At 36.4% G+C, this 15,965-nt stretch carries 11 protein-coding genes; 1 reads left to right on the top strand and 10 read right to left on the bottom strand.

Annotated features, from left to right (window positions below):
• Positions 1-10: 10 nt before the first annotated feature.
• From PYW32_RS12845 to PYW32_RS12865, 5 genes are all read right to left on the bottom strand, one after another.
• Positions 11-1,246: a TIGR02679 domain-containing protein gene (locus PYW32_RS12845; protein ID WP_016173875.1), complete on the bottom strand. Its 1,236-nt coding sequence runs from the start codon at positions 1,244-1,246 to the stop codon at positions 11-13.
• Positions 1,239-5,318, bottom strand: coding sequence for a TIGR02680 family protein (locus PYW32_RS12850; RefSeq protein ID WP_016173874.1), 4,080 nt, complete (start codon positions 5,316-5,318; stop codon positions 1,239-1,241). Before PYW32_RS12850 ends, PYW32_RS12845 begins: the two co-directional genes overlap by 8 nt.
• Positions 5,315-6,427 (bottom strand): TIGR02678 family protein, encoded by a 1,113-nt coding sequence (locus PYW32_RS12855; protein ID WP_016173873.1) that lies wholly within the window; start codon positions 6,425-6,427, stop codon positions 5,315-5,317. Before PYW32_RS12855 ends, PYW32_RS12850 begins: the two co-directional genes overlap by 4 nt.
• Complete coding sequence (locus tag PYW32_RS12860) at positions 6,424-7,896, bottom strand: TIGR02677 family protein (protein ID WP_016173872.1); 1,473 nt, start codon at positions 7,894-7,896, stop codon at positions 6,424-6,426. Before PYW32_RS12860 ends, PYW32_RS12855 begins: the two co-directional genes overlap by 4 nt.
• 170 nt (positions 7,897-8,066) lie before the next feature.
• Positions 8,067-8,945: an IS3 family transposase gene (locus PYW32_RS12865; protein WP_016173871.1), complete on the bottom strand. Its 879-nt coding sequence runs from the start codon at positions 8,943-8,945 to the stop codon at positions 8,067-8,069.
• Between the two features lie 457 nt (positions 8,946-9,402).
• Between PYW32_RS12865 and PYW32_RS12870 the strand changes: the two genes are divergently transcribed.
• Positions 9,403-9,924 carry an MIP/aquaporin family protein gene (locus tag PYW32_RS12870; protein WP_016173870.1) on the top strand — a complete coding sequence of 174 codons (522 nt, stop codon included), beginning with the start codon at positions 9,403-9,405 and terminating at the stop codon, positions 9,922-9,924.
• A 44-nt stretch (positions 9,925-9,968) separates the two neighbouring features.
• On the opposite strand, the gene nspC is transcribed toward PYW32_RS12870, so the two are convergent.
• Genes nspC through PYW32_RS12895 form a run of 5 tightly spaced genes read right to left on the bottom strand, consistent with a single transcriptional unit; the run spans position 9,969 to position 15,475 of the window.
• Entirely contained in the window at positions 9,969-11,117 is a 1,149-nt protein-coding gene (gene nspC, locus PYW32_RS12875) for a carboxynorspermidine decarboxylase (RefSeq protein ID WP_016173869.1), read from the bottom strand.
• Positions 11,117-12,319 (bottom strand): saccharopine dehydrogenase family protein, encoded by a 1,203-nt coding sequence (locus PYW32_RS12880; protein ID WP_016173868.1) that lies wholly within the window; start codon positions 12,317-12,319, stop codon positions 11,117-11,119. Before PYW32_RS12880 ends, nspC begins: the two co-directional genes overlap by 1 nt.
• A gap of 12 nt (positions 12,320-12,331) precedes the next feature.
• Positions 12,332-13,177, bottom strand: a complete 846-nt coding sequence (speB, locus tag PYW32_RS12885; RefSeq protein WP_016173867.1) for an agmatinase — start codon at positions 13,175-13,177, stop codon at positions 12,332-12,334.
• The gene (gene speE, locus PYW32_RS12890; protein WP_016173866.1) at positions 13,178-14,017 is read right to left on the bottom strand and encodes a polyamine aminopropyltransferase; all 840 of its coding nucleotides are present in this window, start codon (positions 14,015-14,017) and stop codon (positions 13,178-13,180) included.
• A complete protein-coding gene (locus tag PYW32_RS12895) occupies positions 14,018-15,475 on the bottom strand; it encodes an aminotransferase class I/II-fold pyridoxal phosphate-dependent enzyme (RefSeq protein ID WP_016173865.1) in 1,458 nt (485 codons plus the stop codon).
• Positions 15,476-15,965 lie beyond the last annotated feature (490 nt).

The following is a 15,965-nucleotide window of genomic DNA, read 5'->3' on the forward strand; positions in this document are numbered from 1 at the left end:
TGGATGATTCCTATGATACAAAAACTTCTGTGATTTCTTCTATTAGCAATTCAATAAACCCTTCTTGCATTGCAATTGTTTGTGTTTGTTGCATGTATTGGGCAATTTCCTTTAGTTGTACATCTTCAATAGCACGTAATTTTTTATAGCGTCTTTCGTTCAACTTTACCTCGGTACACGCCTCGGTAAAATTTACAAGTGACATGCCTATTGTCTGAGCATGATCAGGAAATAACTTTAACAACTTTTGCGCCATGATTAGGCCTTCTGGATCCATATCTCCCACATAATATAACTGTGTCTTACTTGCTACTAATTTTCGTAACATACACCAAACAGCATAGGTAAATTGTCCACTAGAACAAATAATAGGAACATCGGGAAATCTATCTATCAAAATAGAGTACACACCTGAATTTTCAACAACTAAAACTTTATTACCCACAAACGGTTGAATAGTAGTTGTCTGTAAAATTTCTTTCAACGGAATATTCCAAGAGCACTGTGTCAAACAAGCTTGATACCACATTTCGTTCCTATCTTCCTTGTATCCCAATAAACCACTTGCTGCAACATAATTTTTGATGTCGTCTCTTAATAAATAAAACTCTCCTAACAACTGATGCTTGTGTTCTGTTTCTGCTATCTCAGTAGAGTCATCCGCAGTTGAATAAGTAGTTAATACTTGCAAGAATAAATTACCCGTCTCTGTTCCTTCATCAAAAGCGTGAGGATTTCCTGTTTGCTGAAAAGCAAACACAGGCATTCGTGTGTATTTTTTGGGAAGATTTTTCAACGCATCCGCGACTATTTTAAAACTGTCCCATGACATTTCCTCTTTTTTAAACCAACTCTGAAGTTGTTTATCGGTAAGCTGTCTACAAAAAAGCGGATCAATAGTCTCTAATTTATTTAAAAATTGCATGTACCTATCTTCGTTTTGTTTGTTTACATCTGCCTTTAAAATAAGTTCTTCTTTGATTAAAAAAGTAATAAAATCTACAATCGTCCATGATAAGATACTTTCAGTCAGAGCTTGCTCGAACTCTGGAATCGATAATTGTTTTTTTTTACGCCATTCAAGAGGTGTATAACCCAAAAATTGTGCCAGCGGTAGCGTATCAACTTTGCCCAATGACTTTATTTGAATGGATTTACCGAAATCGCCATTTAAATAATATCTTCGATGACACTCTTTAGCTAATAAGAAAAAAATGGGCTTATTGAAAAAGTCTCCGTTATTCATCCATTATCAACTCCTCTAATAAAAGATGCTTCTGATTGCCATCCCAATAATAACGAATTGCCGTTACTAAATTGATATTTTGTGGACGTAACAATTCATAAATCATCAGTTGAGAAACAGTCGGATAGTCTCCAAATAGCGCTTGCGAATTCATCACATAATTGAATCCTAATTGTTCACATGCTTTGAATAATTCCGCAATATTACGATCATCAATACCAGCAAATGCTTCATCCAAAGTAATCATTTTTGGACAAAACTCTTTGGCATCTGAATAGCGTGAATGAACTGCCGCAAAAAGTGGTAAATACATCGAAATAGCTTTTTCTCCCCCACTAAATTGATTGAATTTCTTGTCTGAAAGAGTTTGTGATTGATAGCCTTCATTTGCCCGTTTATATGTCAACTCAAACTCAAACCAATCTCTATAATCCAAGACTTGTGTAATCGCTTGGAATAACGTACTACGATTTTCCTCATTTTGTTGCGCGATGTCTTGTGCAAGTTGTACTTTTTCTTGGAAATGGCGTGAAATTGCCAGACGATCCGTTTCAGATAAAAGTGTTACTGGTTTTTGTAATAGCGACACTAGTTTTTTAGTTCCTAAGTCTTTTTCTGACGTACTTGCAAGACCTTTCCAATGAATAGATAATGATAATCCTGAAGAATTTTTTTGTTCTTGCAACAAACGATTCATTTTTTCAATCCATTCCATGGACTGATTGATCCGAACACGCAAAATATTGCCAACGGATTCCAAAATCACTCGTTTAAATAATTTTTCATCGTCTTTTTGTAATAAGTCTTGCAAGGTTAACTTTTGTGCCTTTAATTGTTCTAATAAATCAAAAACAGTCTGTGTTTGTCCTTCAGATAAAAAGGCAGGTTTCTGGTATTGGTTATAATATAAAAATTCTCCCAATTGTTGGTTTTCTGATGGGATATCTACACAAGTGACTGTGTTCAAGCTCGGTTGATAATCTGGTAATTGCTCACGAATAAAACTGAATTGTTTAATCACATTATCACTTCTTGATTTCAAACGTTTCACATCGACTGTTCGACGTTTTTCTCTCGCTAAAGTAACCAATTGATTTTGATAGTTGCTATCATTTGTCATTTGATAGACTTCTTTTTCAAATAGTTGTTGCCAAAGACGTTCTTGGTACGTAATCAGTGCCAATTCTTCTTGATTCGCCGTTAGCTTTACTTGATTTTCAGCTACTTTTTGACTCAAAAGAATGATGTTATCTTCTGTACGATTACGCAGTTCATCACGACTATGCTTTTCTTGACGCGCAGTATGAAGCTGTTGTTGTAAAGCTTCAACATTAGCAATTTCTTGTTGTTTTAAATTTTCTTTAACAAAACGTTCATGTCGGTGGTAGGCAGCATTTAGCTCATCAATCATTTGAATTAATTCTTCTACTTCTCTTTGATATAAACGGACTGTTTTTTGCAAAGAATCCATATGTTGATAATTGCTACTTAACAATTGGTATTGTGTATAGGCATCTTTAATATTTGCACTATAATTTTCTGCATAAGTGACCATCTCCTGGTACACAGTTGATTTTAAAGCGAGTCCATCTCCTGCAGCTAAGTCATGGAGCACAATGGTTTCTTGCCTCATTTGCTGGATATAACGATTGACTTCTTGCTGTTTACGCTCAAATACGCCTTGTTCTGACTGCCATTCATTTAATACTTTGTTTTTTTGATCAATTGCTTCATAAACTTCGGTGCCTTTTGGACGTTGTTGATATGATTGTTGAATTGCCTGACGTATTGTTTTATTCTCTTCCACACGCATTGCTAATTGATGACTCTCTTCGCTCCATACAGCTAATTCTTGTTGTAAGTTCGCAATCATCGTTTGTCGGTAACGAGCTTGACTCGTCGCACCAATATAAGAAGCCTGATAGTCGATTGGCATTTGCCCTTTGATATTCGCTAAATAATAATGACCCTCTTGGAAAATACTCGGCAATTCACTATCCACTTCGTCAACCACAACACTTTGCAAAATATCGGCTACCAATGGTTGTAAAATAGGGTCAATTTCTTGATTAACTGTTAAAAAATCAGAAAGTGTCGTCGTAAAAAATTTTGGTTTAGGCAAAATTTGGCTATCATCTGCCAATAACAAGCCTTCTGTGGAAATTAAACTGTCCAATAATCCTGAAGCAAACAACGCCCCTTCTAAGCCATCTTTCGTATTTTGAGAAACAGATGGTAGAAAATCGACACTTTGATAAAATGGTACATAGTTTTTTCCTGTCAATTGGTCACGATTTTTTTGTCGGTCTTTAGATTGGGGAACGACAGGCATCTTTTGTGCTTCCCATTCTCTGATTTCTTGTTGAAGTCTTTGTTTTTTTTGTTCGACTTCTTGACAATGGCTTTCTAATGCCACCAGTTGTGTTTGATTATCAGTTAAAGCTTGTTGATAGCTCTCTGTCACTAACGCTAACACTTGTTCTTCACGTATTTCTTCTTCCAATAACAGATTCATTTGATAACTAATTGTAGCAGACTGCTTCTCAGATAACGGAAAAGCTGCGTGTTGTCTCCAGCTCTCCAAAGCTTGTTTCCAATGTTCAATTTCATCTTGTCTTGTTTGTTGCCAATGGCGCATATCACGTTGTAATTCATCCAATTTTTGTTGGATTTCACCTAATGCTCGCTCTTCTGTTCGTAATTGTCTTTCTAAATATTCAAATTTTTGAATACGTTGAGACAATTCTTGAAAATGTTTTTTTCGTTTGGTAATTTCTGATTGCCAGTACACATACTCTTTTTCGGAAAGAGTCGCTTGAAATTTTTTGGTATAGTCGCTATCCAATAATTCTAAATGAAGTAATGTCGCATATCCTTCACACTCGTTATCCTCTAGATATTCTTCCATCTCTTTCACATATTTTTCTCGTTGTTGCTGTTGTGCATCCACTGTCTGTTGATAATCTGTTAATTGTTGTTGCTTTAGTTGTTTATTTTGTGTTTGGTTGTGAATATCTTGTGCAATACTATCTAATGTTTCTTTTAATTCTTCTCCCCGTCTGACTAAGTTAATTCCATCATGTTGGTGTAATTCTTCAATAATCTGCTCTAATGCTTTTAACTGATTATTATTTTCTATTTTCAAAACTTCTTCTTGATTCAATTCCAACATGACTTGCTTATTTTCTTCACTTAATGTTTGTACGTCTCTGGTTCGTCTATTTTTCGTATTACGAATCTCTAACCACTTTTCGGCAATTTGTCCGATAAACTCTTCCTGCCAGCGAATATACACTTTAGCAAAACGATCCAAATCACGGATTTCAGTAGTGACACTCCCTAAACGTTCTTGGTGTCCTTCTAATTGTTCAATCGTTTTCGATAAGGTGAGCACTTCTTCTTCTTTTAATTTAGGTAAAGAGTCTCGTAAAATACCATAAATCACAGTTGGTCGAAAGTCTTTAGATAATTTAGGGCTTCGTAAATTAATTAATAACGCAATCAATTCATCAAATTGTTCCATAGTACTAAAACCAAAAATTCGCTCATTCACAAATTTTTTGTATGCGTGTTGCGTCTCAAACAAACGTCCTTTTCCTTCTAAACGATTTTTCAATTTTATTCTTGTAAACGGCACCAATTCATCTTTACGTATCTCTTCATAAAGTTCCAAATCAATCCCAATTCGTTGATTATTTTCTACAACAAAAAACCACTTACTTAATTTCCCTCCACGACGTGCGTGTAAGCCAATTCCTACCGTTAAATACTCCTCACGATTTTCTTTTTTGACTTCTAAAAAAAGATAGCCTGTACGCTCATCCTCTTCAGATACATTTTTTTCACCTAACAAATATTCATCCATTTTGCGATCACGTGAACCAAACGAATCCAAACGGTATGCACTTGTATCCCCATCAAATAAGACTGGAAATAAACTTTGCATGGTCAATGATTTTCCCGAACCATTCGTTCCACGCAATAGCATTTTCCCATTGGCAAATTCAAAAATTTGATTTTGATAATACCAAAAATTCAACAATCCTACCCGATTAATTAGCCATTTACTCATATTTTCGCCTCCATTTCCGCAATTAAACGACCAAAGACTGGCAAAATTGAAATTGTTTCGTTCTCTTCTATTAATTGCCAAGATTTTGCTCGATTCAGTAAAGTCACTGATAGTTGTTCTAACGACATCTCTTTAAATTCTTTTGACCAATAAGAAGAATAGCTTTGTTGCAGTTTTCTGACCAATACTTCCCAATCTTCTACGGTCAATTCTATCACTCCATACACAGAGTAATCTGCTCCATCTGCTCTGAGAATTGTTGCTAATTGAATCAGTATTTCATCAACCACCCGTCGACTAGGGAATACTTCTGACCAACCTTCCCTTTTTTCGAGAGTAAACGCAGCATAGTCACGATAGAGTTCAAAATAAAAATCTGTGTAGTCTTCAATATACTCTTGTGTATGGAAGTAATAATTACGTAAGCGGACAAAAATCTCTTCATTTTCTGCGGTGCGATAAATGACTGGCTCCATCATTAAACGTTGATATAACAATTGGTTTCCTTCCAGATTGCGGCTTGTTTGTAAGTCTTGCCAGTAGTGCTCAAAACTTTCATACGCTATATACGATTGTGGCGCCCGCGATAAAAATGCCCGTGCTTGTGTCGTTGTTGTAAACAACACTTCTTGGTTCATTTCTGATTGCTCAAAATTTTCTTCTTCTCCTTGAATTTTTTCAATGAGATGTAGTTCTTGTAATTTTTTGATTACCCGTACCAAACTTTTCCGTTGATTGTAATTGGTCCAGTCAAGAAAAATTTCTTCAGGCGCCAATAACTCTAAATCACGAATCAATTCATCTAACATAAAAGGCGTCTCGTTTTCTAATCCTTCAATATACGCCATAGCGCAACAAAATAAGGCATAATCAAAAGAAGATTGAAAACCAATATCACCCATCCAAGAGGCAAGTTTATGTGGTCGTTTAAGCAATTGAATATACTGCTGACGAATCACTAAACTCATGCCAAAACGTCGCCGTAATTCCTTTTGTAATTCATTTTGATGTCTCCTTAAAAAATTATAACTATCAAAATCTACTGTACGAACAATCCAAAAATTTTCAAAAAGTAGTTTGAATGCTCTTCGCCATTCTTCTGGTTTCATACAACTCTCCTCATCTCTACTTTAGGCATCTCTAATTGACCGTCTTCACAACTAACCGTAATATCTTGTGTTAAATCAACTGTTACCATAACTGCAAAATCTAATTCTGTCGTAATTTTTTGTGTAATTACTGTTTGTTTTTGTATTGCTGTAGGCATATAAGAAGAAATAGCCAAACTTATCCATTTTAAAAATACCGTTCGAGTTTGTTTGTCGAGTGATTGAATCGTAGAAAAATCTAAATAATCTTCTTGAAAATAGCTATCAATTTTTTGGCGAAATTGGATTTGTTGTTTTTTAAATTCTGCTAATTGTTTTTGTTGTTCCACTTTATTTAAGGTAAAACTTTTTGCACGTCGTTCCTGACCTACGCCACGTCCTCGTCCATGAAAAAGCAATTTTCCTGGAAGTAACGCCCAACTATCGGCACGATTACTTGTTGTATTACTTCCTTCATTTACATAGTAATGACGACTGTGTTCTAGCCCGAAAATACCTGCATACATTTTTTGTGCGTCTTCAAGCGTTTCTGCTTGATAGAACCATCTAGCCAAATGTAAATAATCTTTGTTACGACTTTGGTATTGATGAATTTCTTGACCAAAGTAATAAATTAAACCCGTAATTTTAGTGATCATTTGATCCGTTTGTTGCATTAAATTTTCGTATTCACTCGGTCGATCTGCAGTACCAATAAACCAATTTTTTAATGCTTGAATCTCTCCTAAAACCTGCTCCTGTACCTCTTCATAAGTAATCTGATCCATCATGGGTACTTCTTGCTCTTTTTGGTAAATACCTGCAATTAATTTTCCTTGTTCAATTGTATCAAATTGTTTAACTACAACAATAAATTGGTGATACAAATTTTGTAGAGTACTAATGAAATCACGCAAATAAGAAACAAATTTATCTTTGTATACAAGAAATTGTTCTGTTTTCATTCGACTATCTACTTCTGGACTAGTAATATAACCAATATAGTTTGCTGTATCTTCCCCGACTTTGCGAAATTCCTCGCGAATTTTTTGCCATAATTCCACAATATCTTCGGGTTCATTTATTAATTTTTCTAATAATCGCAACAGTGTTCGAATCCCCTTTTCATCCAATGCACCTCTTGCTGTATGTTTCTGATGAATTAATTGATAGACCATCTCTTCAATTAAGATACCATTCTCCGTAATTTGATAGCGAAAATTTTTGTTACGATATTCCTCAATTGTTTTTGGACGGAGCATCTCTTGTTGTTTTTGTAAATTCCCCCATATTACCAATTGCTCTAAATCTTGATCTAATTCTAATTGTCCATAATTTGAAGAAAATTCTTCCTGCATCATTTGTAGAATTTCTGGACGATATAAAATTCCTTGCATTTGTCGATGACGCTTATAAAAAAAGCGCATAATTTGACGATACCGTTCTACATTGCCAACAACTAAATAACTCGCAGTTAATACTTTTTCCATAGAAAATCCTCGCTCTCTTTATTTGAAAATGGTATGGTTCTACATATTTAGACAATTTTTGCTTGCTCCGATTGCACTTGACAATGAGCCTCTTAGAACGTGATTCACTTTGGGTGAAGAGACTCAGAAAATTAATCCTTTCTCTAGAAGTACCACACTCTGACTCATTATCAAGTATTCGCTTGCGCCAATCTCTGATTTCTAACTTCAAAAGGTGTTCGATAATCTAAACTTGCATGAATTCGTTCATAGTTCCACCAATAAGTAAATTCGTAGATCTTATCATGTAAATCTTTCAAATTACGAAATTTTTCTCCTTCAACGCCTTCTTTTTTCAATGCTTTAAAGGTTGCTTCTGCTACTGCATTATCAAAAGGACAGCCTTTTTTACTTAAAGACCGCTTAATTTGATGCTTTTGTAAGAGTTCACTAATCCGATAGTTGGCAAATTCCGTTCCACGATCAGTGTGAAAGATTTGAATATCCTGTAAATTATAACGGACTTTCTCCAATGTTTCTGCAACCATCTTTGCATCCTTTTTAAAACTACACGTAAAACTAATGATTTCTCGATTATATAAATCCACTATAAAGCAAATATAGGCTGATTTGGTGCCAACTTTTACACGAGTTAAATCGGATACGACGACTTCAAGGAGATTCTTAGTTTTGAATTGCCGATTCAAAAGATTTTCAATAGCTGCTTCATTACAAGATTGACTTTCTACTTTGTATATCGCTTGTGTATATTTTGAAACTAATCCTAATTCCTTCATTATGCGTCTTATTTTTTGCCGACTAACAATCAATTTTTGTTCTTTTAATTTGACTTTTAATTTACGCGCACCATATATTCCTTTACTCTTTTTAAATTCATTTTCTACATGATAACGCACCTTTTCATCAAAAGTACATACTTGTGGTTCATAATAATACGTCCCACGTGAGATACCTAAAGTTTGGCACAACGCTGAGATAGAATATCTTTCCTTGTTTTCATTAATAAAATGTCTTTTCGTTTCCATATCAGCGTTTTTTACTTTAAACATAAATTCTGCAATCGTAACTCCTTGTTTTCAGTACGTAATTGCTTCATTTCCTGTTTCATTTCGTTCATTTGTTGATAGGGTGTTCTTTGATTTTTGGTACTCTTTTGTTTTCTTGGTCGATTCATATTTTTCTACTATTAACTATTTTATTTTTACTGTCTAAATAAGTGTAACCTATCTTATATGACAAACTAAGAGAAAGTCTATCATCCAAAAAACATTAAATAACAAAACAAATATAAAACATAAATTTATACATTTCAAAAACTGTCACGCTAATCGCTATACATGCTCACGAAAAAAACATCCGATTAATCATCTTATAATCATTGATTTATCAAGACTTAATTTACAAACGTATTCATGAACAAAGTTGTTATTTCTCTAGGTTTAAGCAAGCTTATTTTTTGGTGTATACTAAAATGTAGAAAAATAGAATAACAAATGAGCGATTTTCATGAGAAAATATTGCGCAGAATTTATTGGCAGGTTCGTCCTTGTCTTTTTAGGAACAGGTACCGTTGCAATTGCAAACACTGGAGAAACAGCGATTAGTTACCTTGGTATTGGTTTAGCATTCGGTTTGGCTGTTACAATTATGGCATGTGCGGTCGGTGGCGTTTCTGGTGGAAACTTTAATCCGGCAGTGTCTCTAGCGATGATGTTAAACAAACGCTTAGAAGTAAAAGATGGTATTTTTTATATTATTTCTCAATTTTTAGGTGCCATTGCAGCATCAGGTGTGTTATCAACTTTCATTAACGCCTTAGGTTTACCAAAAGATGGATTTGGACAAACAGATTTCCCAAATATCACTGCTGGGCAAGCATTCTTATTTGAAGCAATCATTACATTCTTATTCGTTTTCGTCATCTTAATGGTAACAAGCAAAAAATATGGCAATGCTGGTTTAGCACCACTTGTAGGTTCAGCAATTGCTTCATTTGCAGCCAAATTCATGGGTAGCGAAGAAGCATAACATCAAAAAAGCGAAGGAAAATTTTCCTTCGCTTTTTTTGTGTCTTAAGACAGGCGTTCTTTAAATGCAGCATACCCAAATTCTCTTACCAGTGTAAGGTTATTTTCCGTATCGACCGCCATCATTTTCGCTAAAGGCATGCCGTTAAATGTATTGGTTTTCACCATCGAATAAATTGCCATATCACAAAAGATTACTTTAGAGCCTATCGTTAATGGTTCGTCAAAAGAATATTCTCCAATCACATCACCTGCTAAGCAAGTTGGTCCACCAAAACGATACGTATAAGCTTTTTCATTCGCTTGTCCACTATTTATTACAAATGGACGATACGGCATCTCTAAGACATCAGGCATATGGCAAGTAGCTGACGTATCCAAAATAGCATTCGTCACACCATGATTTTGCGTAATATCTAGGACTTGCGCAACTAAATACCCCGCATTTAAGGCCACAGCTTCCCCTGGTTCTAAATAAACCGTCACTTGATACGTGTCTTGTATTCGTTGAATGGTTTGAATGAGAGTAGCAACATCATAGTCTTCACGTGTAATATGATGTCCCCCACCAAAATTAAGCCATTTCATTTGTGACAAATAGTGCCCAAATTTTGCTTCAACTGCTTGTAAGGTTGTCACTAAATCATCTGCATTTTGTTCACACAAAGTATGAAAATGTAAGCCATCAATGCCCACTAAGTCTTCGGCTGTCAATTCATGAGCCAAAATACCTAAGCGTGAACCAGGAGCACAAGGATCATAAATTGCATGTCCTTCTTGGGTGGAACATTCCGGATTAATGCGTAACCCCAACGATTTACCACTTGCCATAGCTTCTTTTTTGTAGTAATGCCATTGACTTAACGAATTAAAAACAACATGGTCACACAAAGGCAGTACCTCGGTAAATTCCTCTGGGCGATAGGCTGGGGAAAAGACATGGGTTTCCCCGCCAAATTCTTCAAATCCTAAACGTGCTTCATAAATCCCACTAGCTGTCGTACCATCCAAGTATTCGGCTAGTAACGGATAGAAATAAAACATCGAAAATGCCTTTTGTGCCAATAAAATCTTACAACCTGTTGCTTGTTTAACGTGCTGTAATCGAGCCAAATTTTTACGCAACAAGTGTTCTTCCACTACAAATGCAGGGGTTTGTACACTTGCGACATCCCAATTGATTTCTGGTGTCATTATTCGCTCACCAAGGTTGGATTAAAATCTTCTACCCATGGTAATCCCCATGTGTTCAATGCCTCCATAAATGGATCTGGATCCAATTCTTCTACATTGTGGACACCTGGTTTGTTCCATGTACCATTCACAACCAACATTGCACCAATCATTGCTGGTACGCCTGTTGTATATGAAACTGCTTGTGAGCCAACTTCCGCATAACAGGCTTCATGGTCACAAACATTGTACACATAATAATTCACATCTTTACCTTCTTTTTTACCACGGTAAATACAGCCAATATTCGTTTTCCCTTTCGTACGTGGTCCTAAAGAAGCAGGATCTGGTAACACAGCTTTTAAAAACTGCAACGGAATGATTTCTTTGCCTTCATAGATGATTGGTTCAATCGATGTCATCCCCACGTTTTCTAAACATTTCAAATGCGTCAGATAACTTTCACCAAACGTCATAAAGAAACGAATACGTTTGATACCTTTGATATTTAAAGCCAATGATTCTAATTCTTCATGGTGTAATAAATACATGTCTTTCGGTCCAACTTCCGGAAAATCATAGACTTTTTTGATTTCCATAGGCGCTGTTTCAATCCAATCACCATTTTCCCAATAACTACCATTCGCTGAAACTTCACGAATATTGATTTCTGGGTTAAAGTTCGTCGCAAACGGATAACCATGGTCACCAGCATTGCAGTCTAAAATATCAATGTAATTAATTTCATCAAAGTAATGTTTTTGAGCATATGCGGAGAAAACACCCGTCACACCTGGATCAAATCCAGAACCTAAAATTGCTGTAATACCCGCTTTTTCAAATTTTTCTCGGTATTCCCATTGCCATTTGTATTCAAATTTTGCTGTATCTTCTGGTTCATAATTCGCAGTATCTAAATAATGTGTTTTGGTTGCTAAACAAGCATCCATAATCGTTAAGTCTTGGTAAGGTAATGCCAAGTTAATGACGATATCTGGTTGAACATCGTTAATTAAATCAACCAATTCGTTCACGTTGTCCGCGTTAACTTGGGCTGTCGAAATTTTACAACCTTGTCCATCTAATTTTGCTTTTAAATCGTCGCATTTTTGTTTGGTTCTTGAAGCAATACAGATTTCTTCAAATACAGCGCTATTTTGCACACATTTATGAACCGTTACTCCTGCGACGCCACCTGCGCCAATGATCAATGCTTTTGCCATTTTTTCACTCTCCTAATGAATTGCAAGTAATAACTCGCGAATAATTTTACATGCTAACGCGGTTGAAGCGCCGCTTAAATCATATTGTGGGGATAGCTCATTCACGTCTACTCCGACAATTGTTAATTCTGAAATTGTTAAAAGACCTGCTAATAATGTCTCAAAACTAACCCCGCCTGCTTCTGGTGTTCCTGTTCCGGGAAAAGCAGACGGATCTAACACATCCAAATCAAGCGTCAAATAAACTGGTTTGCCCTTTAATTGCGCCACGACTTCTGCCAAACCATCAAAATTGAATTTCTGTAAATGGGTATGCTCCTGCGCAAACTGAAATTCTGCACGTTCGCCTGAACGAATACCAAACTGAAAAATGCGTCCATCGCCGACACGATCCCAAATACGGCGAAGCACTGTCGCATGTGACAATTCTGCGCCTAAATAGTCTTGTCGTAAATCTGTATGCGCATCGAGTTGAATCACATGTACATCCGGATATTTTTCCAAGACAGCATCAAACGCACCTAACGTCACCAGATGCTCGCCACCAATCATAAACGGGCGTTTATCGGCTGCTAAAATGTCAGCAGTGTGTGCTTTAATGCCGGCTAATGCTAAATCAACACGACCAAACGATAATTCTAAATCACCAGCATCAAAGACAGCAATCTCTGTTAAATCTTTGTCTTGATACGGACTATACGTTTCTAAACCAAACGAATCGCCACGAATTGCTTTACTAGCAAAACGTGTCCCTGGGCGAAAAGATGTCGTTGAATCAAACGGTGCCCCAAACAATACCGTTTGCGCTTCTTCAAAAGAAGCGTCACACCCAATAAATGTTTCAATATTTGCCTGCATTTACAACAACTCCTTAATATAATTTGGTAAGCAAAACGCACCACGATGCACATCTGTATTGTAATAACGCGTGCGAATCGCTTGTTTTTCCCACGCCTCACTTTGCACATCGGTTTCGGGATCAGCCGTTTTTGCTGAATAACCAAATAGTAAATATCCTGCCGCATAACTCGGCACACTACTTAAATATAATTTGTTAATAGGAAATACTGATGTCAAGCGTTGGCGGATATGACGAAACGCTTCTTCATCTTCCTCATAAAACCCATTGGCATGCTGACTAATCAACGTTCCTTCTGCTCGCAATGCTTTGTAACAGTTGCCGTAAAACTCACGGGTAAACAAACTTTCATTGACACCAAATGGATTGGCGGTATCGACAATCACCAAATCATAAGCATCTTCTTTGCCTCGAACAAACTTTAATCCATCTTGGAAATACAAAGTAATCCGCTCATCTGAAAACGTTTCTTGATTTTTCGGGAAATACTCTTGGCAAATTTGAATGGCTTGTTCATCAAGTTCTACCACATCAATCGTTTCAATCGATGCATATTTTTCCAATTCGCGTAACACCCCACCATCGCAACCGCCAATAACCAAAACATCTTTAATCGTTGGTTGGACTGCCAATGGAACGTGTACCATCATCTCGCTATAAAAAAATTCATCTTTTTCGGTATTGATTAATTGTCCATCAAGCGTCAAAATACGGCCAAATTCTTTGGAATCAAATAGCGCAATATTTTGATAGTCACTTTGGCAACTGACAATTTCACGGTCGACATTAATCGACAATTTTACGCCGTCTTGATGATATTCTGAAAACCATAAATCCACTTAGTTCTCCTCCTTAACGACTTTAATTGTTTGTAAGGTCGCATCTTCTGTTCCCATCAAGAAACAGCCTTTTTCTTTCGCGTATAAAATATGTTCAACAACTGCTTCGGTAATCAATTCACCAGGTGCCACAATCGGAATTCCCGGCGGATAACACATCACCATCTCCGCTGAAATTCGACCAGCACTTTGGGCAATTGCTAAACTTTCATGTTGGGCAAAAAAAGCCGTCTTGGGTGAAATCACAACTTCGGTTTTGGCAATATCAAAGACCAATAACCCTTTTTTATCTCGTTTAAAACGACGACGAATTTCCGAAAGAGCACCCACTAAACGTTCAATATCATGCGGGCGATCTCCTACTGAAACATAAGCTAAAATATTGGCTGTATCACCAAATTCAATTTGAATATTGTATTCATCACGTAATAAATCATACACTTCACTGCCTGTTAGACCTAAATCTGTCGTTTTCACGCACAATTTTGTCACGTCAAAATCGTAAATGGACGTCCGATTCACCACTTCAGTTGAATACGCATAATAATCACCAATTTCATTGATTTCATCCCGGGCATATTGGGATAATTGAATCACTTGTTCAAAAATTTTCTTGCCGTTTTTCACTAAGTTATGACGAGCCAAATCCAAACTCGACATCAATAAATAACTCGCACTTGTCGTTTGCGTTAAATTAATAATTTGTCGCACATATTCTGGATCAATATCATTATTGCAAAGCAAAAACGAACTTTGAGTTAACGAACCTCCAGATTTGTGCATGCTGACAGCTGACATATCAGCTTGGGCATCCATCGCATTCATTGGTAAACCTTCACCAAAATACAAATGTGCCCCGTGTGCTTCATCCACCAATACTTTCATCCCATGTGCATGTGCCACTTCCGTAATCCGACGCAAATCCGAACAAATGCCATAATACGTTGGATTATTAATCAAAATCGCTTTGGCATCAGGATGTGCTAAGATCGTTTTTTCAACTTCTGCTAACGGCATTCCTGTTGAAATTTCTAATTCCACATGCAAAGGTGTGTCAATATAGACTGGGACACCTCCACACATGACTAGCGCATTAATCACACTTTTATGCACATTTCGCGGAAGTAGAATTTTTTCGCCTTCTTTCAACGTTGCATAAATCATGTTTTGCACCGCACCAGTTGTGCCATTGACCATAAAAAAAGCATGTTTGGCACCAAATGCTTCTGCCGCAATTTCTTCGGCTTCTTTAATGACCGATACAGGATGGCTCAAATTGTCTAACAGCTTCATCGAGTTCGCATCGAGCGAAATCGCCTTTTCACCTAAAAAATTAGTCAATTCCAGACTTCCTTTGCCTCGTTTATGCCCAGGAACATCAAATGGTACTAATCGTTGTCGTTTTAATTCCTGAAGCGCCTCAACAATCGGCATCTTTTCTTGTCTTTGTGTCTCCATTTTCCCCACCTCTTTTTTTGGAAGCTTGGGAACCAAAAAATGCACCCAAGCAATAGTCATCTATTACTTGAGTGCATTCGATTTCTCCATCATTGTCTTCTTATCTTCAAATGAGTTCATGAAAATAAAATCGCGTTTACCGGTAGAACGTTAGAGTCTATTTAGTAGGTTTACTTTTACCACTCTTACTAATCGTTTTCACAAGCATAATGTTAGATTAACTATCCAAGTCATTACCTTATAAAAAATTTGAGTCGACAGTATTCACTATCTCTTCAATGGGCGCGACAGCCCCTTTACTACATCAAATCTGTTGTTCCCAACAGCAATAAGTTTGGCAAAGATAAACTCGCCTCTCTCGTCTGGCAGATTAACTGCACGGAAATAATAACACGAAAAAATTTTTTGTACAATGTTTTTTATCATTTTTTTGACGCTTTATTTTAATCTACCTTTCTTTTCATTCTTATAAATTAAATAACAATCACTA

Source organism: Enterococcus saccharolyticus subsp. saccharolyticus, assembly GCF_029023825.1.
Taxonomy (GTDB): Bacteria; Bacillota; Bacilli; order Lactobacillales; family Enterococcaceae; genus Enterococcus_F; species Enterococcus_F saccharolyticus.